Origin of the sequence: Treponema sp. OMZ 799 (genome assembly GCF_024181365.1) — a bacterium.
Lineage (GTDB): Bacteria > Spirochaetota > Spirochaetia > Treponematales > Treponemataceae > Treponema_B.
This window is the reverse complement of the sequence record NZ_CP051301.1, coordinates 1956130-1975712: the sequence shown is the minus strand read 5'-3', so window position 1 is coordinate 1975712 and position 19583 is coordinate 1956130. Positions and strand designations below refer to the sequence as shown.

General features: G+C 36.2%; 24 protein-coding genes. All 24 read left to right on the top strand.

Going from position 1 to position 19583, the window contains the following annotated elements:
- The first annotated feature begins 46 nt into the window (after positions 1-46).
- The 24 genes from E4O04_RS09035 (at position 47) to E4O04_RS08920 (ending at position 19581) form a co-directional block, all read left to right on the top strand.
- Positions 47-268 carry a hypothetical protein gene (locus E4O04_RS09035; RefSeq protein ID WP_253707468.1) on the top strand — a complete coding sequence of 74 codons (222 nt, stop codon included), beginning with the start codon at positions 47-49 and terminating at the stop codon, positions 266-268.
- Entirely contained in the window at positions 265-573 is a 309-nt protein-coding gene (locus E4O04_RS09030; protein ID WP_253707466.1) for a DUF4406 domain-containing protein, read from the top strand. The genes E4O04_RS09035 and E4O04_RS09030 overlap by 4 nt, the downstream gene beginning before the upstream one ends.
- Entirely contained in the window at positions 570-866 is a 297-nt protein-coding gene (locus E4O04_RS09025; RefSeq protein ID WP_253707464.1) for a hypothetical protein, read from the top strand. Before E4O04_RS09030 ends, E4O04_RS09025 begins: the two co-directional genes overlap by 4 nt.
- 15 nt (positions 867-881) lie before the next feature.
- Positions 882-1334, top strand: coding sequence for a hypothetical protein (locus E4O04_RS09020; RefSeq protein ID WP_253707462.1), 453 nt, complete (start codon positions 882-884; stop codon positions 1332-1334).
- 4 nt (positions 1335-1338) lie between these two features.
- On the top strand, positions 1339-1536 hold the full coding sequence (locus tag E4O04_RS09015) for a hypothetical protein (protein ID WP_253707460.1): 198 nt from the start codon (positions 1339-1341) through the stop codon (positions 1534-1536).
- A 1-nt stretch (position 1537) separates the two neighbouring features.
- Positions 1538-2491, top strand: a complete 954-nt coding sequence (locus E4O04_RS09010) for a hypothetical protein (protein ID WP_253707459.1) — start codon at positions 1538-1540, stop codon at positions 2489-2491.
- Positions 2488-3225, top strand: coding sequence for an ATP-binding protein (locus E4O04_RS09005; RefSeq protein ID WP_253707457.1), 738 nt, complete (start codon positions 2488-2490; stop codon positions 3223-3225). Before E4O04_RS09010 ends, E4O04_RS09005 begins: the two co-directional genes overlap by 4 nt.
- Positions 3226-3346: 121 nt before the next feature.
- Positions 3347-3682, top strand: coding sequence for a hypothetical protein (locus tag E4O04_RS09000; protein WP_253707455.1), 336 nt, complete (start codon positions 3347-3349; stop codon positions 3680-3682).
- On the top strand, positions 3657-4082 hold the full coding sequence (locus E4O04_RS08995) for an HNH endonuclease (protein WP_253707453.1): 426 nt from the start codon (positions 3657-3659) through the stop codon (positions 4080-4082). Before E4O04_RS09000 ends, E4O04_RS08995 begins: the two co-directional genes overlap by 26 nt.
- Before the next feature lie 137 nt (positions 4083-4219).
- Complete coding sequence (locus tag E4O04_RS08990; protein ID WP_253707452.1) at positions 4220-4753, top strand: hypothetical protein; 534 nt, start codon at positions 4220-4222, stop codon at positions 4751-4753.
- A 2-nt stretch (positions 4754-4755) separates the two neighbouring features.
- A complete protein-coding gene (locus tag E4O04_RS08985) occupies positions 4756-6426 on the top strand; it encodes a terminase large subunit (RefSeq protein WP_253707450.1) in 1671 nt (556 codons plus the stop codon).
- A 27-nt stretch (positions 6427-6453) separates the two neighbouring features.
- The gene (locus tag E4O04_RS08980) at positions 6454-7488 is read left to right on the top strand and encodes a DNA-methyltransferase (protein WP_253707448.1); all 1035 of its coding nucleotides are present in this window, start codon (positions 6454-6456) and stop codon (positions 7486-7488) included.
- A gap of 5 nt (positions 7489-7493) precedes the next feature.
- A complete protein-coding gene (locus E4O04_RS08975) occupies positions 7494-8777 on the top strand; it encodes a phage portal protein (protein WP_253707446.1) in 1284 nt (427 codons plus the stop codon).
- Between the two features lie 35 nt (positions 8778-8812).
- Positions 8813-9625 carry an HK97 family phage prohead protease gene (locus E4O04_RS08970; protein WP_253707444.1) on the top strand — a complete coding sequence of 271 codons (813 nt, stop codon included), beginning with the start codon at positions 8813-8815 and terminating at the stop codon, positions 9623-9625.
- Between the two features lie 30 nt (positions 9626-9655).
- Positions 9656-10741, top strand: coding sequence for a phage major capsid protein (locus tag E4O04_RS08965; RefSeq protein ID WP_253707442.1), 1086 nt, complete (start codon positions 9656-9658; stop codon positions 10739-10741).
- 62 nt (positions 10742-10803) lie between these two features.
- Entirely contained in the window at positions 10804-11313 is a 510-nt protein-coding gene (locus E4O04_RS08960) for a head-tail connector protein (RefSeq protein WP_253707441.1), read from the top strand.
- Positions 11314-11769, top strand: coding sequence for a hypothetical protein (locus E4O04_RS08955; RefSeq protein ID WP_253707439.1), 456 nt, complete (start codon positions 11314-11316; stop codon positions 11767-11769).
- On the top strand, positions 11770-12219 hold the full coding sequence (locus E4O04_RS08950) for a hypothetical protein (RefSeq protein ID WP_253707437.1): 450 nt from the start codon (positions 11770-11772) through the stop codon (positions 12217-12219).
- Positions 12220-12253: 34 nt separating this feature from the next.
- Positions 12254-13249: a phage tail tube protein gene (locus E4O04_RS08945; RefSeq protein WP_253707435.1), complete on the top strand. Its 996-nt coding sequence runs from the start codon at positions 12254-12256 to the stop codon at positions 13247-13249.
- Between the two features lie 18 nt (positions 13250-13267).
- Positions 13268-13624: a transposase gene (locus E4O04_RS08940; protein ID WP_253707433.1), complete on the top strand. Its 357-nt coding sequence runs from the start codon at positions 13268-13270 to the stop codon at positions 13622-13624.
- The gene (locus E4O04_RS08935; protein ID WP_253707431.1) at positions 13567-13869 is read left to right on the top strand and encodes a hypothetical protein; all 303 of its coding nucleotides are present in this window, start codon (positions 13567-13569) and stop codon (positions 13867-13869) included. Before E4O04_RS08940 ends, E4O04_RS08935 begins: the two co-directional genes overlap by 58 nt.
- Positions 13870-13872: 3 nt before the next feature.
- Entirely contained in the window at positions 13873-15957 is a 2085-nt protein-coding gene (locus E4O04_RS08930) for a hypothetical protein (RefSeq protein WP_253707430.1), read from the top strand.
- Positions 15958-18465, top strand: a complete 2508-nt coding sequence (locus E4O04_RS08925; protein ID WP_253707428.1) for a hypothetical protein — start codon at positions 15958-15960, stop codon at positions 18463-18465.
- 12 nt (positions 18466-18477) lie between these two features.
- A complete protein-coding gene (locus E4O04_RS08920; protein WP_253707426.1) occupies positions 18478-19581 on the top strand; it encodes a hypothetical protein in 1104 nt (367 codons plus the stop codon).
- The last annotated feature ends 2 nt before the right edge of the window (positions 19582-19583 follow it).

Below are 19583 nucleotides of genomic sequence, written 5' to 3'. Positions count from 1 at the left end.
GTTGTTTCCATTTAGTTGACGACCACTAAAAAGGAGAAGTGAAAATATGGTACATCTTAAAATTCAAGGAACAGTAATAGGACACAATGTTAAATATACGATTGTGAGATGTCAATCTATAGCCTTTCCTAATAAAGATATTGATGTAGAAGTTTACGATATGGAAAAGCCCTTAAAGGAAGGAGACCTTTATAGCGGAGAGTTAATCCTATCATATTTTAATGATCATTGCTTAATTGGTGTTGAAAAAAAGGAGGAGAAGGAATGAAACAACTTTATTTATGCGGAGCGATAAGCAATAATCCGAATTACAAACAAGACTTTGAAGCTGCACGGGAAAAACTTATCAAGGCTGGTTATAGTGTAGTCTCGCCCGTTATATTTTGTAATGAAAAATGGAGCTGGGCTAAATGCGTACGTAAGGGCCTCGAAGTTATGGCACGGAATAAAAATCTATCAATTGCATTGATTGAAAGTGAATATGAATCAAAAGGGCGAGATTTAGAATTGCAAATCGCCGAAGCTCTCGGCCTTGAAATAAAGACCGTTGATGAATGGGTGGAGGAAGTGTGAGAGTAAAACTTGATATTGTTGTTGTAGACAATAAGACAAAATATGTTTGTGAAAGAAGAATTAAAGTGAAGCCTATCATACGTTATTACGGAGATGCCCCCTATATGGACATGAAAGCAACTTGCCCTATTTGTGAGGCGGTAAACGTTAGAGCGGATCTAGCAGGAGGTGCAGGAAATGATTTTAATCAATGCCCTGTATGCGGTATTAGTCTTGATTGGACAGACTATTTAAAAGAATTTAAAGAATTAAGGGGAAAGATAGAAGAAGCTTTAAAAAAAAAGGAAGGCTAATATAAGGAGTAATTTATGGAATTTGATAAGTCAAGAGTATACACGGCGGTTAATGCCGATGAGTTAAAGACTGGGAGCAAGTGTATTTTTGCTGACGCAGTGGGTAATTTACAAGACAAAGTAGAGAATAATAATGAGGTATCTATGGAACTCGCCTTAATAAAGCCGACAGATCGTCCCTCTCGATTTGAAGCAGAGAATGGGAATTGGTATCTTCTAGCCTATCTCATTGAACCGCCCGCCGAACCTAAGTACAAGCCTTTTGAAAGTATTGATAAAGCGATGGAAGCAATCAAAAAACACGGTGGGTGGGTAAAATGGAAAGACGACGATATACAAGGTCTTGTAGTCGGGAAAAGTGATGATCGAGTAAAAATATTACAGGATTGGGTTTTACCAGAAGAGTTATTTGAGGGTTATGTCTTTGTTGATGACGGCACACCTTGCGGGGAATTGGTGGAGGAGTAAAAAAATGATTATTGTAGCAAGACATGAAGAAGGAATAGGATTGAATCCTTTAGAGCATCTTTTGAATGATGACGGTACGGAGAAAGAATTTGAAAGCAAAGATAAGGCTATAGAATTCTTAAAGAAAGCAGGGGCATCGGATGATGATATTTATTATATGCTCTTTTTAGATGCAGAAACAGGCAAAGAATTGGAAGGCTGAAATGAAACAAAAAGAATTATTTAATTTTTTGACCGAAGCGTTCGGACAAGCCAATATTTTAACAATACCGACTTTGTTTTTAAAAAAACTGAATGGCAACCATGCCGCTGCTTTATTTTTATCTCAGCTTGTCTATTGGACAGGTAAGGATAAATCACAAGACGGCTGGATATTTAAAAGCTATTCAGACTGGGAAAGTGAAATTTTCGTCAAAGAAAAAAAATTGCGAGAAATAAAAAAAGAGCTTGAAGAACTCGGTTTAATTGAAACTAAAATTCAAAAAGCGTATGGAGTGCCGACCGTTCATTACAGGGTAAATCAAAACGCTTTAATTAACTTTTTACTCTGTGATGATTCAGAAAAAAAAGACGATGAAGACGAGACGACCGAAACGAAACCGTCAAATCCGCCGAATGGAAACAGTCAAAATGACGGTATCGATACCGTCAAAATGACCGAAACGAAACCGTCAAATCCGCCGAGTCCTATTAGTAACATAGATTACAACATAGACTACAACAGAGATTACATAAATTCTCCGCAAAGCGGAGAGGTGCCGCCGAAGCGTAAAAACAAAAAACCGCCTTTAAGACTTCGGGAGCCTGAAAATGATATTGAGCTTGTGGAAAAAGAGTATCTAAAACACTGGGATAGGCTTTTTAATTCCGGAAAGGTTAAAACAAAAGAGCCTTTGATTAACTGGATTCAATCCAGGGCGTTACTTAAAAAACTTTTAGAAAAATTAAAACCTGAAGATATAATTAAAGTGTTAGGCCTTGCTGCCGATGACGATTTTATTTTATCGGGCGGTTATAATTTAAGCACTATTTTGGCAACTAATGTTTTAAACAGGCTTTTAAACTCGCATATAAAAATACCTGAGGCAAGACAAAGCCTATACAGAAAGTCGGCCGAGATTGCGAGCGATAGAATTAAACCGGGGGCTTATTTATGATTCCGAAAAATCTACCCCTTTGCATGAGGGAGCAACTGTTAAAGTTAGGCAATCTGTGTGTTCAAGCTGATTCAGAAATTCAAAAAAAAGAATTAGCCAGATTAAAACAAGAGCTTGAAATTCAAATTGTGTCAAACAAACAAAACGCCGAAATACCCGACCGCTTGCAGGATGCCGCTTTTAGTAATTACTTTACGCCGAGTGAAGATATAAAAGCCGTTGAGGATTTAAAAGATTTTGTAAGAAGTGTTATTGTTAGGAAAAATCACGGTATCAAAAGTTTTGACACAATTATAATTTTAGGCGGAAACGGAACGGGAAAAACACATCTTAGTATATCCATCTTAAAAGAGATGAACTACAACGGATTGTATATCGCGAGCAATATACTTTGTATGCGCCTAATTCGTTCAAGAGCTTTTAAGGCTGCAAAAGATGAAGAAGCGTTAATTAAAGAATACGCAAGCGTTCCTTTTTTAATCATTGACGAAATAGGCAGGGCTAGAGATTTAGAAACAGAACAGCACGCTATTTTTGATATTCTGAATATTCGGTATGAAAAAAAACTTCCTACTTGTTTGATAAGCAACAAGGAGAGAAAAGATTTTCAAGATTACTTAGGTTCGGCAGTAATGGATCGGATAAGCGAGAATTATATCTTTGTAGAATTAAAAGCACCATCTTACAGGCGAATGCAATCACAACATAGACACATGGACGCTATCACTAATTAAGGAGTTTTTAAAATATGGATTTTTTAATTAAAGCAGTTGTTTGGACTTATAAAGTAATTACCGCAATTTACTTTTTATCTGTTTTAGTAAAATTAAATAATTTGTTAGACAGAAAAGGTGAATGAAGGGAATACACAATAAAGCTTTTTTAATTGCACAAGAAAATTATTTTTTAACAGGTAAAGAAATTTATTTAAACGAAATATATAATCTTGTGTATGACTTAGCGCAACGATATATAATAAATTACGGTAAAAATAAAAAAGTGTATATTTATGATGTAGAAGAAAAAGCGCATGATGTAGCTTCTACAATTATAGAGCGAAAGTTTATAAGAAGGGTTGGCAAACCTATAGATAAACTTACAAGCTATATTTACAAAGATTGTTTGCATGAAATAGTAAAAGAAGCAAACTATGAAAGGATAATGAATGGCAGTACAGAAATATTATTGTAAATGGCAAGGTTGTAAAGCCTTACTTGATACTCCCGGATATTGTTTAAAGCATAAACCTCTGGTAGAGCAACGAGAAGCAGAACGCTCGAAGAAAAGAATAAATAATTTTAAAAACGCAAAGCGCACTAATTATTTATTTTATAAAACTAAAGAATGGCGGGAACTAAGAAGTAAAGTTTTAAAAAAACAAAAGCAATGTGTATTGTGTGGAAGTTCCGAATTGCTTCACGTAGATCACATAGTACCGCCTCGGGGAAATAGAGGTTTGTTTTTTAACATAAACAATCTACAAGTTTTGTGTGAGATTTGTCATAGAAAGAAGACGGCAAAAGAAATAAAAGGACAAACAAAGTCCAAAGAAGAAATAAAAGAATGGTTAAAGCAGTATTTAAAGGGGTAAATTATTAACCCTATACCCCCTTTTGGGTAAAAAAAGCCTTTTTGCATAGAACACCCCCCTAGAAGTCGTGTGTACGTCTGTGCAAAAATTCCGATTTTTTAAGGCTTGGGAAAAATTAAAACGGAAGGAATAAACGAATGGGAACAAGAGGACGGCCGCGCAAGAGCACCGAGCAACACAAACTAGATGGCACTTATCAAGAATGCAGACATGGGAATAATGCCGATGTGTTAATCTCAAATGTTTTATCCGTTCCCAAAAAAATAGAAGTGCCGGAAGAAATAAAAAACTTAAATAATAAAACTATTGAAAGCCTTTTTAAAAAACATGTTGACATGCTTATAAGTTTAAAATCTATTTATGAAGTTGATATCCCCGAACTCATTCATCTTTATTTAATATTAAATGACATCTACAAATTAAGAGAGGTGATGAATGAGCTTGATATTAAAACTAATTTTTTTACATACGAAAAAATGCAAAAATTATTTTTAAAACAAATTAGCTCTTTCAATGTTTTAGGAAGCAAATTTTATTTAACACCACAGGTTAGGGCTCAAATGAGATTAAACGATTTACAGGAATTAAACGAAACTTTAAAACTGGAAGAAAAATTAAAAGCAGCCGAGAAAAACCCGGTACAAAAACTTATAAATAAAAAGAAGAATTAAAAATGAGAACTGAAAAGGAAGTAAAAGATTTAGTTTTAAATTATTGTAAAGACATTAAACAAGAAAAAATAGAATCTTGCACTTATACAAAACTTGCAGTAAAGCGTTTTGAAGCAATGCTAAAAAAAATACCTGAAGGATATATCGCTAATTGGGAGAAACTAACCGAGATTATAAACTTTGCTGAAAGTCTTTTTATTCCCGACATTGGCGAAACCTTAAAACTCATACCGTGGCAAATGTTTGCCTATGCAGGCGTCTATCTTTTTACTAAAAAAGAAAATGACAACGCTTTTTTAACTCAAATCGCATATATAGAAGTTGCCCGAAAAAACAGTAAGACCACATCTATATTATTCCCTGCAATCCTATATAACTTTTTAGCAACGGCAAGCGCAGAAAGTTATTTTTTCTCTGGAGACGAAAAGCAAGCTTTAAAAACCTTTAACGAATTAAAAGGAATAGTCAAGGGTACAAAAGAATTAAATTCGGTATGCAAATGCTGGTCAAGCTCTATTGTTTTTAAAAACAGCCGAATAAGCTTTTTTACATCAGGAACAAAAAAAATAGACAGCTACAAAAACAGCTTTGCAGTGTTAGACGAATACCACGAGTACCTAACAGATAAACCTCTACAAGCGAGCTTGCAGGGAATGAGAGCAAGAAAACAGGGCGGACAAGTTCTAATAATTACAACAGCAGGATTAAATGTTACACTTCCTTGTTATTATGAAAGCATGGAAGCTAAAAAGATGCTTCAAGGTATAAACAAAGACGATCCCACTTATTTTGCTCTTATCTACACAATCGACAAAGACGACGACTGGAAAGATGCCTCCAATTTGGAAAAGGCAAATCCAAGTATCGATTTAATAACAAATAGGAAATTACTTGAACAAGACCTAGATAGGGCTATTAAAAGACCGAGCACTCAGGCTAATTTTTTAGCAAAGACTTATAACATATGGCGGAATGCTATGGGTTCAAACTGGATACCGCCCGAAGTTTGGATTAAACAAAAAAACAAAAACTCTGATTATAAAAATAAAAACGCTGTAGGAGCGATAGACCTTTCAAGCATTCGGGATTTAACCGTCTTTACTTTGTACTGGGAAGATAAAGGCTTCCTTTTTGCTTTTCATAAAATATATATTCCTGAAGAAACATTGATAGAAAGAATTCAAAAAGAGAATACGGGCTATGCCCAATGGGTGGAAGCAGGCATTGTAACGGTAATACCCGGAGCAACTATTGACTATGATTTTTTAATCAAAGATGTTGTAAGCATAAGCAAGGAATGTCAATTAAAAAAGATCGCTTATGATCCTTGGCACTCTCAAAGTCTTGTAAAAGACTTAGAAAAAGAATTACCCGCCGATGTTTCTCTTATAGAGTTCAAGCAAAACCTAGCGAGCATGTCCGAACCGACTAAGCTTTTTGAAAAAAATATTCTTGACAAAAAAATAATTGACAAAAACCCCGCTATGGCGTGGGCGTTGAGTAATGTGGTTATTAAAGCGGATGTAAACGGTAACATAAAGCCGTTAAAACTCAATGAAGGGGCAAAAATAGATCCGGTAATAACCTCGATAATGGCTCACTATCTTTTAATAAGCGGAACGGACGAAAAAAATAAAAAATATACGGCCGCAGACCTCTTAAAAGCCTTATAAGTCCACCTATTATAGTGAGTAGATAACATGAAAATAAATAATAAAACTGAAATTTTAAAAGGCGATTGTACTCTTCTTTTGCAAAATATTCCAAGTGAAAGCGTTGATGCAATTATCACCGACCCGCCTTATTTGTATTTAAAAAATCAAAAACTGGATATTCCCTTTAATGAAGAAATCTTTTTTAATGAAGCAAAAAGAGTATTAAAAAAATCGGGATTTATTGTAATGTTTGGCAGGGGCACCGCCTTTTATCGCTGGAACACACGCCTTGCCGATTTAGGCTTTATTTTTAAAGAGGAGATTATTTGGGATAAAGTAATGACAACTAGTCCTTTGCTATCTCTTAACAGGATTCATGAAACTATATCTATTTATTGTAAGGGAAGGGGGAAAATAAATAAATGTAGAGTTCCTTATTTGGAAATGAAGGGACATAATATTGATTCAATAAAGGCGGATGTCAAGAGATTAATGAGCGTTTTTAGCAATGAAAAAAGTTTTGAAGCTGTTAATAATTATTTATCAAAGGCTTGTCCAGCATATAACGATCCGGCCACTGCGAAGCATTTTACTTCGCATACAGGAATTATTAATGGCTGTGATAGGGCTGTGTCTGTAATCGATAGCATTGATCGAGGGCTAAGAGAACGGTCCATAATAAAAACAATGGGAACTCCTTACACGACAAAACATGATATACCTTGCACAAAGAAATTGCTTGATATAAATCGTTCCGTAAAAGTTGTTAGAAGCATGAATCTCGGATGTTTGGAAAAATCAATCATTAATCAAACCAGAGACCACTACACAATGCAGCACCCAACTCAAAAGCCCGTCCGCCTTATGGAGCGTCTTATGCAGCTTGTAACGCAAGAAGGCGACCTAGTTATAGACCCATTCATGGGTTCAGGCTCAACAGGAATAGCGGCGTTAAACTTAAACCGTCGATTTATCGGAATGGAGCTGGACGATGAGTATTTTAGCATCGCAAAAAGCAGACTTGAAAATGCTATAAAAGAAAAACAGCAAGATTTATTTTATCAAGGAAAAGGAGCTTAAAACTAATGAATCCATTTAACTTTTTTAAAAATAAAAGAAACACGCAAAAAAGAGGCAATCAGCTTGCAAACTATACCCTTCATTCAATTCCGACTCTGGCGAGTGTTTTATCAGGTCCGGAAGATGACGGTATAGGAGCAATAGACTTAATAGCTTCTTATTTTGCGAGCCTTTCATTAAAAGTTTATTCAGTTAAAAATAACAAGGTGATTGACGATCACTGGCTCGCCGCTTTAATTAAAAATCCAAACATGGACGACATCCAATTTAACTTTTTTTACCAAATAGCCTACGACTATTTAAATGCAGGGAATGTATACCTTTACATTTACATAGATAGAGACTCCGGAAAGCCGACATCTATTTTTAGACTTCCTCCTAATGAAGTTACTGTTTACAGAAATGAAAGCCGGCATAAAATATTTAAACACAAAGATAAAGAATACACATCTAAAAACATAATCCACATTCCTAGTCGTTTTTCTTTTGACGGCACAAAGGGAAAAAGTATTTTTAGAAAACACGCCGAAACTTTTGACACTTTCAGCGATTTAAACTCTCAATTAAAAAAATCGGCCACTAATTTCGCCGTTGAAGGCGACCGCCCCGTTTTGGATATCTCCGAAGCTTTTGACAATGTAACGGACGAGCAGGCGGATGCCTTCCGCGATAAATTCATTCGGGAGTATTCGGGTGTTGAAAATGTCTCTAAGCCTGTTGTTTTAAAAAAAGGATTTAAACTTACAAGCTTAAAAGGCGCACCTTTGAGCCAAAGAGAACAACAATTTTTTGAAAACCGCAAGGAGCAAAAAGAGATAATCAATGACATCTTCGGAGTCCCGAAAGGGTTTAACGGCGGAGAAACAACACTAGACCTTGAGTCCTTGCACATCCTTTTTTTGGGAAACGCAATCCGCCCTATAGCCTTAACGGTTGCTCAATATTTCAATAAACTTTTAGACCGTTTCGATTTTGCAAAATCTTATGTTAAGTTTAATTTTAACTCGTTATTACGCACAAGCTTACAATCTAGGATTGATTCATACTCTAAGCAATTAGGCAACGGCATTTTAACCCCTAATGAAATAAGAGCAATGGAAGGAATGCCGCCGACTCTTGACGATGCAGGGGATAACCTTTTTATTCCGGCAAACCTCTTGCCGCTTAAAAAGGACATAGTAGACTCGTTCCTTGCAAGCTCTCGGGTAAAATTGCAAGAAGCACAGGCGCAGGCAGAAAAAACAGGGGATGAAAAAGAAATTTTGAATTTGGGCGATGATAAGAAGTAAAAGTCCACCTATTATAGTGAAGGGTAAAAAGAAAAATGAAAGATAAAAAAACTTTATATTTAAAAGACATCAAACTTAGGACAGAGCAAACCGAGGAAGGAAAGAAATTTTTAATAGGTTTAATCCCTTATAACTCGGAAGGCTCTAGCATGTCGGGCTTTTACAAAGAAGTAATAACAAACACGGCTTTTAATCAAAGCTTAAACAGCAAAAGGCGGATAGTTGCTTTAAAAAATCACAACGACGACTACCCGTTAGGCAACACCGAGGCCGGGACTCTAACCTTAACTTCAACAAAAGAAGGCTTGGAGTGTAAATGTGAACTTCCAAATACTTCTTTTGCAAATGATTTGATCGTCTCCGTTGAGCGTGGAGACTGTACCGGTATGAGTTTCGGTTTTATTTCGATAAAAGAAGACTCGAAAGACGGAGTAACCTACCTTAGAGAGGTTAAGCTTTTAGAAGTTTCTTACGGGGTGGTCTTTCCTTTCTACCCCGAAGCTGCGGCAAGCGTAGATGTTAGAAGTGCAATTCAAAATGTTCAACACCTATTATTAAAAAGAGGTAATAGCATGGATAAAGAAGTTTTAGATTTATTAAAACAATTTACCAATGATTTGCAAAAAATCATAACGGAGGCCGAAGGAGGCAACGCCGGAGAAAGTACGGAGCCCGCTCCGGAAAACAAAACGGCGGCACAAACCCAAGAGCCCAAAAAGGACGATGCCGAAAACACGGCATCTAACGAAGATGAAGAAAAAAAGAAAAAAGAGGAAGAAGCGCGGGCCTTAAAAATAAAAAAAGAGCGCACCGCACTTTTACAGCGATTAGACTTAATCGCCCTTTAATTCTTTAAACAAAACAGGAGTTTAAATTTTATGAATAAGGACGAAATCAAAAAACGAAAGGCCGAGATCGAAGAACAGCGTAAGGCCTTGTCTTCAAAAATCGAAAAAGGCGAAATCTCAAATGAAGATGCCGAAAAAGCAATAGCCGAGCTTAAAGCGCGAAAGGCCGAGCTTGATCAAGAAATAGCCATGGCTGAAAGTCCCGATACAACCGAGACAAGAACAGCTTTTGACTTTTCGGAAGTCACAAACGCTTTAATCGAAAAGCGGGCTATTACAATCCCGACCGAATTAGGCGGTCAAGCCTTAATAGGTCAAATTGTGGAAGAAATGAAAGCTAAAACCCCGCTTTTAAATCTTGTATCCGTTTACACCGGCACAAATGCAAAAACGACGATTCCTCTTCTTCAACCAGGATTGGCTGTCCCTGTAGGAGGTGAACAGGGAGCAAAAAACATCGCAGAAGACAGCACGGCAAAGCTTGATGCCGTTGAAGTCTTGCCTCGGCCTTTCATGTCTCTTTTGCCGGTCTCAATTGAAACTATCAAATTTGACAAGGTAGGTTTTGCGCAAAAGCTGCCAAGTCTTTTTGCTGAGGCTTTTGCCCAATGTTACCATAAACAGATCATCTCAGGCCGAGGAGACTCGCACAAAGAATTTGAGGGATTGGGCTCTTTGACCTTTAAATCTGAAAAAACGATTAACGCCGCCGCAAGCGGAAAGGTCACGGTAATGGATCTTGCCAATCTCGCCTTGGAGATTGCCGACAAAACCGACACAGGTTATATAATCTTGAACCCCGCAATTTACTCCAAGATTTTAGCCGACAGTCCCGAAAAAGACTTATCGGCCGTCTACCTTAAAACCTTGATTGAAACAAAATCAATCGAAGGGGTTAAGGTTATTTTAACAAGTCACATGTTAAAAGATGCCGGAGGCGGTAAGGTTGTGGCTATCGCAGGAGATTTGAAAAAATTCGGAATGGGTATAGCCGGAGAGATTGACATCACGCCTAAGGCAAAGGTCGGAGATACAAACGTCTACTTTGAAGCAGTCATGCACGCAAACGGAAAGCCGATTATTAACGACTTTTACGCCTTAAAAGCTAAGGCTTAAAAGCAAAAAACAAAAAGCCTTGCCTAAAGAGGCAGGGCTTTTTTATAAGAGAAAATAAAACTATGGACAATAAATTTGTAAGCTTATCCCTTTTTTCCTCTTACCTAAGAATTAACGATCCCGACTCTGCCGAGCTTTTCAATTTATATTTAAACTCGGCCCAAGAAATTATAGAAAAATACCTAGGGTATTCTTTGGAAGAAAAAACATACACACGGGGTAAAATAGGCGGGGCAACTTATATTGAGGCCGAGGCGGTCAATGTTTCACAACTTAAAATAAACGGAGAAGATGCGGAGATTTTAAAACAAAGTGTAAATATTATTTTAATATTTAACATCGCCCCCGACCAAATAAAGACTATCGAATATAAAGCGGGATTTAATCCCGACAATATACCTGACATCATAAAGCTTACTATGATGAGAATAGCGGCCCTTATGGTAAGTGAAGAAGGCGGAGACATCGCAATCACCGGTAAGAACTTTGGAGCAGACGGAGGGCGCACCTTTATAGCGACAAGGGATTATTCAAAAATCTTAAAAGAGATTGAAGGTTATAGGATTTTGTAAATGGAAATACAAGTTGTTTTTGATTGCGAGGAATTACTGAAGAAGTTTGAATTTTTAAAACAAGACAAAGGAAATTTGAGACGAAAAATTACAAGGGCAATTTTGCAGCCCTTAAAATCAAAAACAAGAAAGCGTGTAAGAAAAATATTTAAGCCGGCTACAGGCCGAACAGCAAAGAATACGGACATATGGGCTTTTAAAGACGGATCGGGCCGTCTTTTTCTTGGAACTTTCTATGGAAGATTTAAGGAAGGCGACCATTTTATAAGGCCGAAAGAAAAAGAATTTTTAAAATTTAAAATCGGCGATAAATGGTTTAAAAAAAAGGATAGTATTTTTATCAAAAAAGTAGATGTTACCGCTTCAATATGGAAAGAAGGTACATCGGACGTTGTAATGAAAGAAATCGCCGAAAAGACTATGAAATTTGAATTTGATAAGTGGAGAAAAAAATAAATGGATGCCGATTTTTACGAACTGCAAAAGAATATAAAAGATTATATTACAGAAAGCTATAAGCCGATAGCCTTATCTCTTTACAATTTAAGCACTTTTGATAAATCGATAATGAGCTTTCCCGACATTGATAGGGAGCGGGTAAAAAAAGCATTGTTCTTTGATTTTGATGATTATTCATTTGAAGTCTTAACGCTCGAAAGCGCCCTTTTAACGGGCTATCTTGATTTATATATTACCTTACGAGGCAGTGCGACTCCTCAATCCATGACAGAGGAAGCCTCAAAATATGCAACAGTTTTTTTTAAACTTATCGATGATGAAAAAACATTAGGCGGAATTGTAGACGAAGCTGTTATAGAAAGAATAAACTTTTATGATCATGCAGAAGGGAATATCAACTACAAAGCTGCAAAATTAAAAATAAAATTTTCAAAAGAATACAACTAAAAACACACCTATTATAGTGAGAGGAGTAAAAAAAATGATAACAGGTAATTCATTAAAAGTATACTTAGGCCTTGAACCGGCAAGCGGAACTTACGGAGAGACACCGGCAGCATTTACCCACAGGTTAAAAGTTGCTTCCGAAGGTTTTCAAGAAAAATTCAATAAAAAAGATGAAGGCCTTTTAACGGGCGGTATTGCTACAGGCAAAGTAGCAACAATGAGCCGCAAGGTTGAAGGGGCATTGTCAACGCTTTTGCGCCCCGACGATGCGGGATTTCTTTTTTATTTACTTTGCGGAAAAGAAACGACGGAAACTCCGCAAGGAACAGAGCAAAGCCTAACCCATTCTTTCGTTCCCATTGGGAACGACTTGACGGATAGTCTCCCTTCTTGCACTGTAGGAATTGATCGCACGGCGGAAAAAAACAGCTACTTAGGCTGCAAACTTAACACTCTTTCTTTCTCGGCCCAACAAGAAGATTATGTAAAGCTTGATTTAAACTTCATCGGCCATCACGAACTTATCAAAGATTTTGACAATGTGGAAGACTTAAAACCTTCAGCACAGAGAGCTTTTAAATTTTCAGGCGGAGAATTTAAAATAAAGGGGGCGACTGTAGCCGATGTTACAAACATCAAATTTGACTATAACAACAATCTTGAAAACTCAACACAAACAACACAAACGGGCGAATTTTTTATTGAGCCCGAATGTGGGGCAAGGGATATAAAGCTTGATATTGAAGTTTTATACTCGAAAGAAAGCGCAAAAATCAAAAAAGATTATTACGCAAAAGATGACGACTTCTCAATCTCCCTTCATTTTACAAGTGCCGAAAAATCGAAAGAGTCAAAACCTTTTAAAATCGACATTGAAATCCCCGCCGTTCAATTAACGGAGCTTTCCGCAAATGTTGGAGGCGCTGAAAAGGTTATCCAAAAAATGAGCATGAAAGCTATTGAAAACTTTGAAGATCCGCTTGTAACCGTTAAGGTTTATAATAATATTGTTACAAAATACGATGCTTAAAAATTAAGGAGTAAATAAATGGAATTAAAAGACGTCAACGAAAACTATATTTTTAAAACAAGAATTGATTTAAAAAATCTGGACGGGGAGGGCGACGATTATATTGTTTTGCGAGAGCTTAACATGCAGGAAATGAACGGCTTTGACAAAAGAGACGGAGACGAGTCTCTAAACAAAAACTTAAAATATCTTGAAGGTATTTTTAAAGATTGCTTAGTCGATCACTCTTTTACAAAAGAAGGAGAGCCCGCCTCAAAGGTTGAAGTTTATAACGAACTAAAAAAAACAAGCTCTCTTTTTATGGAAATACTAGCCACATGGCTGGGGTCTCTCCCTTTATCAACAAGGCTGAAGAAAGAGAACTTAGAACAGTAGGCCGTCTTTTTTTTAAAGGCGTAAATCCTGCGGATGAAAAAGAATTAAAGCCCATATGGGAAAAGTGGTTTTTTTTCTTCGAGCTTTTTTTGATGATTGCGGATCGGCAAAATGGAAACCTTATAAACCTTCCTTTTGCTTGTTCCGCCTTTCTTCAGCCTTACAAAACATATAAAGTTATACAATGTATTCAATCTTTGTATTTCGATAAAATAAAAGAAGATTACGAAAATATAAAAAGGTAAGACATGGCGGTTGCAAGATACGAGATAAACGGAAAATTTAATAAGTCGGCGGTAAATCAGGCACAAATAAGCTTAGCTAAACTTCAAAAGTCTGTAGCAGGTATAGCCGGAAGTCTCAAAGCTGTGATTATTGCTAAAGTCATGCAGGTAGGAGCGGCAGCAATTAACGGGGTGACAGAAGCTTTTAAAGAGCAAGAGATGCAGCTAGCTCGTCTTAATACTTCAGTAAAAACAAACTCAAACCTTACCGCAGGAGCTTTTAAAAGACTTCAAGCCGAAGCAGATAAATTGACAAAGTCAGGAGCCAGTATTTTTTCGGGCGAAGAAGTTACTAAAAATCAAGCTTATCTATCTTTCATGAAACTTAACGAATCGCAAATAAATAAAGTAATGAAAGCTGCTACCGATTTATCGAGTACCGGAGTAATGCCCTTAGATCAAGCGGTTAAGACTTTATCAAAAACATACTCAGGCAATGCCGGCAAATTAAAAGAGTTAAATCCTGCCATAGCAAATCTAACGGAAGCACAATTAAAAAACGGAGAGGCCGTCTCTATTATTGCCGAGCAATATAAAGGCATGAATGAAGCCATGGCTAACACCGAAGCAGGGAAGGCAAGACAGGTTGAGAATACTTTTGACGACTTAAAAAAAACAATAGGAGAAATTATTTTAAGTATTAAAAATATATCTTTCTCTTATATATTAACTCCTCTTTCTAACATTACAAATTGGCTGCAAAAAAATAAAGACAACTTTATAAACTTCTTTAGACACCTTCCCGAAATAGCGATGTTGTCATTTTCAATCTTGGACAAAATGATGAAAAAAGTATTTACTTTTGACTTTCTATGGTTATCCTTTAAACATGCAGTAACAATTATAGGCACTCTCTTTGGATCTTTATTAGCGGTCCTTATCTCTACTGTTGGAGCTGTAGCTAATATTATTTGGCAACCTTTAAAATATAGTTTTGAAATAATTATTTACGGAATAAAACAATCTTTCTATGCCGTGATGAATTTTTTTGTAGACGGCTTAAATGATTTATTAGATAAGATTAATTACGTGAGAGATTTTTTTGGAAAAGAAAAAATAGCAAAGTTTGAAAAATGGGGGAAAGACGACAAAAAGCCTCCTGAAAATAAAATTTGGGAGAATATAAAGGGTGGATTTAAAAATTTAGGAGACACAATAGTTAATAGTGCTTCGGCTGTTTCTGAAACAGTAAAAGATGCCGGGGCAGATTATGGGAATCTATTTAAAGAGGAGTTTGGCGAGTTCTCCGGGAAGTTTGAAAATATAATGTCTAAAAAACCGGAGAAAAAGGAGGTTGAAGGTGGGGCAGAAGGAGAAGAGACGGCACCTCCTCCGCAAAAAAAAACATATGAAACAGCCCCATTTTCAGAACTTATTGATAATGTTAAAAATGCAGGCGGGGCTATAGGATGGATAGGCAACGTTGCCGAGAAAGCGGCAATGTCAGGAAATCCCTTAGTCATTGTCGTTGAACTTTTAAAAATAGTACTCGAAGGTTTAATTGAAATTATCGGTCCTGTTTTAAATTCAATTCTTGCTCCGTTATTTGGGATGTTAAGAGTTATTGGTAAATTTCTGGGAATAGTTTTAAATCCTCTTTTGCGACTGTTAGAACCTATTCTAAGACCTTTGATTAAAGCTTTCTTATTCTTATACAATAACGTATTAGTCCCTATAGGCAACGGCCTTATCTTCATGTTTAACCTTATTCACAATGCTTTTGCAGCTTTTATAAACGGAATTTCAACGCTTGTTAGCATTGTTACTTTTGGAATGGTTAATTTAGGAAGGGCAAGTTATAGATCCCTTAATGAAGGTAAACTTGAAAAAATAACAGATACAGACTTATCGATGGAAGGTAGGGCAGTTTTAAAATTAGGCGGAGCCTCAGGGGCTCAAAATGCAGCAGGCGGAGTCTCGGCCGCAGTTGCAGCTAAACCTACAGAAATTAACATACACTTTGATCATTCATTCGTCAATGGGGACGCGCGAGAAATCGCATTAAGGCTAAGAGAAGAAATTAAAGAAGCTGAAAAGATGGGGTATTAAATGAAAGATAGTTATAAATTAAAAATAAAATTTCAAGGGCTGGATTGGAAAGAATATAATTTTATTTTAAACGATTTTTCAATAACCGAAATTTTACACAAAGATTTAAAGCCTGCCGATGCCTCTTGTCAAGTAAGCTTATTACCAAATATTGAATTAAATAATCTACTTTTAGGAATGGGTGAATTTGATGTTCAAGCTCAAATAATAAAGAACAATAAGATTTTTTTTACAGGATATTTAAAAAAGAATTTTACAATTCCAAAAGCTCAAAAACTACAACCTGTAAAATTAGAAATTGTATCAGGCGGTTATTTATTAAAGCAAAAAGTAGGGCGTGATGTTTTTATTAAAACAAAAAAAACAGTAACGGCAACATTAAAAGAAATTTTAGACCTTGCCGGAATAAATTATAATTCTATACCGCAAATAAACGATACACTTTATGGGGTTCATTTAAAACCTGCCGACTCCTATCATAAAATATTAACCGATATTCTTTTTGAATATGGGTATAGTTTTATTTTTAATCAAGAAGGAAAAATAGATTTTATAAATCTATTTTTACAAAATCCCCAATCTGAACATTTAATAACAGGCAAAGAATGTTTAGATTTAATAAGTTTAAATCATGATGAAAGAAAAAAAACGGAAGTTTCCACGGAGTGGGCTGGTGTTGAAATAGTTGAAGACTCTTATGCTTTTAAAGAAACGGCAGGGGCTCAAATGGGCTACTCTTGCTTTATAGAACTTTTGCCAGCCACCTATTACAGAGGAGCTCAAGATGGAATCTATATTCCTTATCAAAGTAATCAGGGCGAGGTTATTTTTGCCGAAAATGTAACCCTTGAAATAGAGGGCGATATGTCAAATATTGCCGTTCAAAAATTCGAACCCTTAAACACAAAAGCGTTTATTAAAATAAAAAATACGGACAACCTCTTTTCTAACTGGATTAGAAAATTAAATTTTAAAGCCGAAAAAGTTTATGTTAAAAAAACTAAAAATAAATCAAAAGCAGCTAACAATACAACAAATGACAAAAGATTAAATATTCAGGCTAAATATATTTATACGAAAGTTAGAGCTGACATTCTATCAAAAGACTTATTAAATTATTATAACCTCTCCAACATAACATATAAATTTAAAACTATAAAAGATTATAAGTTGGGAGCTGTTGTCTCCATTCAGGATAGAAACATCGGCACGGGTCTAGTAAGAATTTTAGAAAAGAAAATAAATGTCCTTGAAAATTATATAGAATATGCCGCCGAAACAGTGGGAGCTTACTCCCCGCCGACAGAAACAGAATCGGAGATCGAGGCGGAGCCTAACCCTCCGCAAGACGGGAAAGAAGGCAAACCGGGTAAAGATGGAAAACCCGGTAAGGGCGCTTTTTTTCCAAAAGAAAACAAAAAGATTGCTCTTTTTAATTTTGATGAATCAAAAAAAACAATTTCTATTCCTGATCCCTATTTTACCGCTTGGCAAAGTAAAATAATAGAGTACGATTGTACAGATAAACAAGAAATCAAGATGACTTTTGAAGAAGCGTTAAACAATGTAATTATTCTTTCAGGAGAATTAAAAAATGATTTTAAATTAAAACTTTTCTTTAACAAACAAAACGGCAACGGTGCAAAGCAGTATTTGATAGTTTATAAGTTGACAGGAAATTTTAATGTTACAATCGGAACCGAAGAAGCCGGCACAAACAAAATATCGCAAAATATAAATACCGAAACTTATGGGCTGGGTTGTTATGCAGTCGTTGATTTTAGAGGGAATGTGTGGGCTTTTGAGGGCAATATCAAGCAATCTTTGATTGATGAGATTTTACAAAATACAGAAAACACGCTAAACAATACAGCCCTTCAAACAATAACAAATTTTCAAAACGAAGTAAATAGTTTTTTCATTACAGAAAAAAATAAAATGCTTCTCTTTATCCAAGAAAAAACAAACGAGCTGGAAAATGCTCACAAAGACCGCCTTATAAAAGAGTCAGGCCCTATCGGCGAAATTCGATACTTCACCGGCAAAAAATTTGTATATGGCTATTTGTATGCTAACGGCTATTCTTTTATCCCGGAACTTTACCCCGAATTTTATCAATTCTGGCTTGAAAATTTTGGGAATAAGAATAAGAAAAACTATCTGGGCTATGATGCTTTCGGCTATCCAAAACTGCCTGACTTACGGGGCGTAGCTTTAAGAGCTGTCGATGACGGCAGCGGCCGAGGAGGAGCTGACTTAGCTCTGGAATATCAAGGAGATGCAATAAGGAATATTAAGGGCCGTGTTGGCGTTCAGGGTAACGATGGGTACCCCAATGTTACAACTGGAGTATTTCAAACACTAGATACAGGTTATATTGACTCCGGAACATCTCAAAGCAGTAGTTACTTAAGACTTCTAGGATTTAATGCTTCAAAAGTCGTCCCTACAGCCGAAGACAATAGAGTTAAATCATACGGGGTATACCCCTTTATAAAAGTTATATAAGGAGATAAAAAAATGACAAATGAACAAATATTAGAAGCCGTTAATCGGCTTACGGAAACTTACAACGAGGTTAAGGCAGGCTTGGGTGAAGTTAAAAAACAAGCGGCCCTTTTACAACCGCTTTACAAAAACGGACAAATAATCTGGGATGGGCGGGAAGATTTCCAAATGACGGACGAACCTATTACCAGTTTAATTGGTGTCGGAACAGGGGGTGTTTCAAAATATGGGAAATGGTACGCCCAGTATATGGTTAAATTGACAGGATGTACCGTCATTTCAAATTGTGAAACTCAAACGCCTACAAATTATATTGTCATAAAAATAAAACTACCGGAAAACAAAGACGGTACATTTTTTATAAAATACGCAAACTCCGACAACTGGGCACATGGAATTACTACAGCATGGATATGCAACGTTGACAAAAGTATTAACAAACTTTTAGGGTCGCAGGTCGCAGATAAACATGCCGATTATGCTAAAAGCGTTGTTTTTAATCCTAAAAACCAAGACGCATGGGATTCAAGATATTATCAATGGATAGGGTTTAATTATAACAAAGAAGATATAATCAAAGATGATGAAGGCTATTCTTACATAGCCCTTTCCGGCTCTGTCGCAACTTGGAACATCGGGGGCTGGGCTGTCGCCGAAAGAAACACGGATTTCTTATGGACACCTGCAAGAATTTTTGATTTAGAATTCTATAATCCGGCAAGCAAGAGCACTCACAATTCACTATTTAGAGGGCTGACATTATCCCATTTTATTGCAAATAAAAAACACACTAATATAAAAATACCTTATTCAAAAACGGGAAATTTAATAATAGGAATATTTTGTAGCACTGATCATCTCACTCCGAATCCTGCTTTTTCAGGCTTTAAAACAAACACGGAATTTCCATTTGACAAAATTATTTGCGGTAACTTTGCAAAGATAAAACAACCCTTGCATGATTATCAATGGGGCTTTGTCCATGTTCCTGAACAAGAAGTTATTCAAAACACGGTAGAGATTAACGGCCTTAAACTTTTGCAGTTTAATATTGATGTTCCGGAAAACGAAAGACATTTTTATTTTGCAGGAATGTTTACGGAAAACGAGGTGTAATC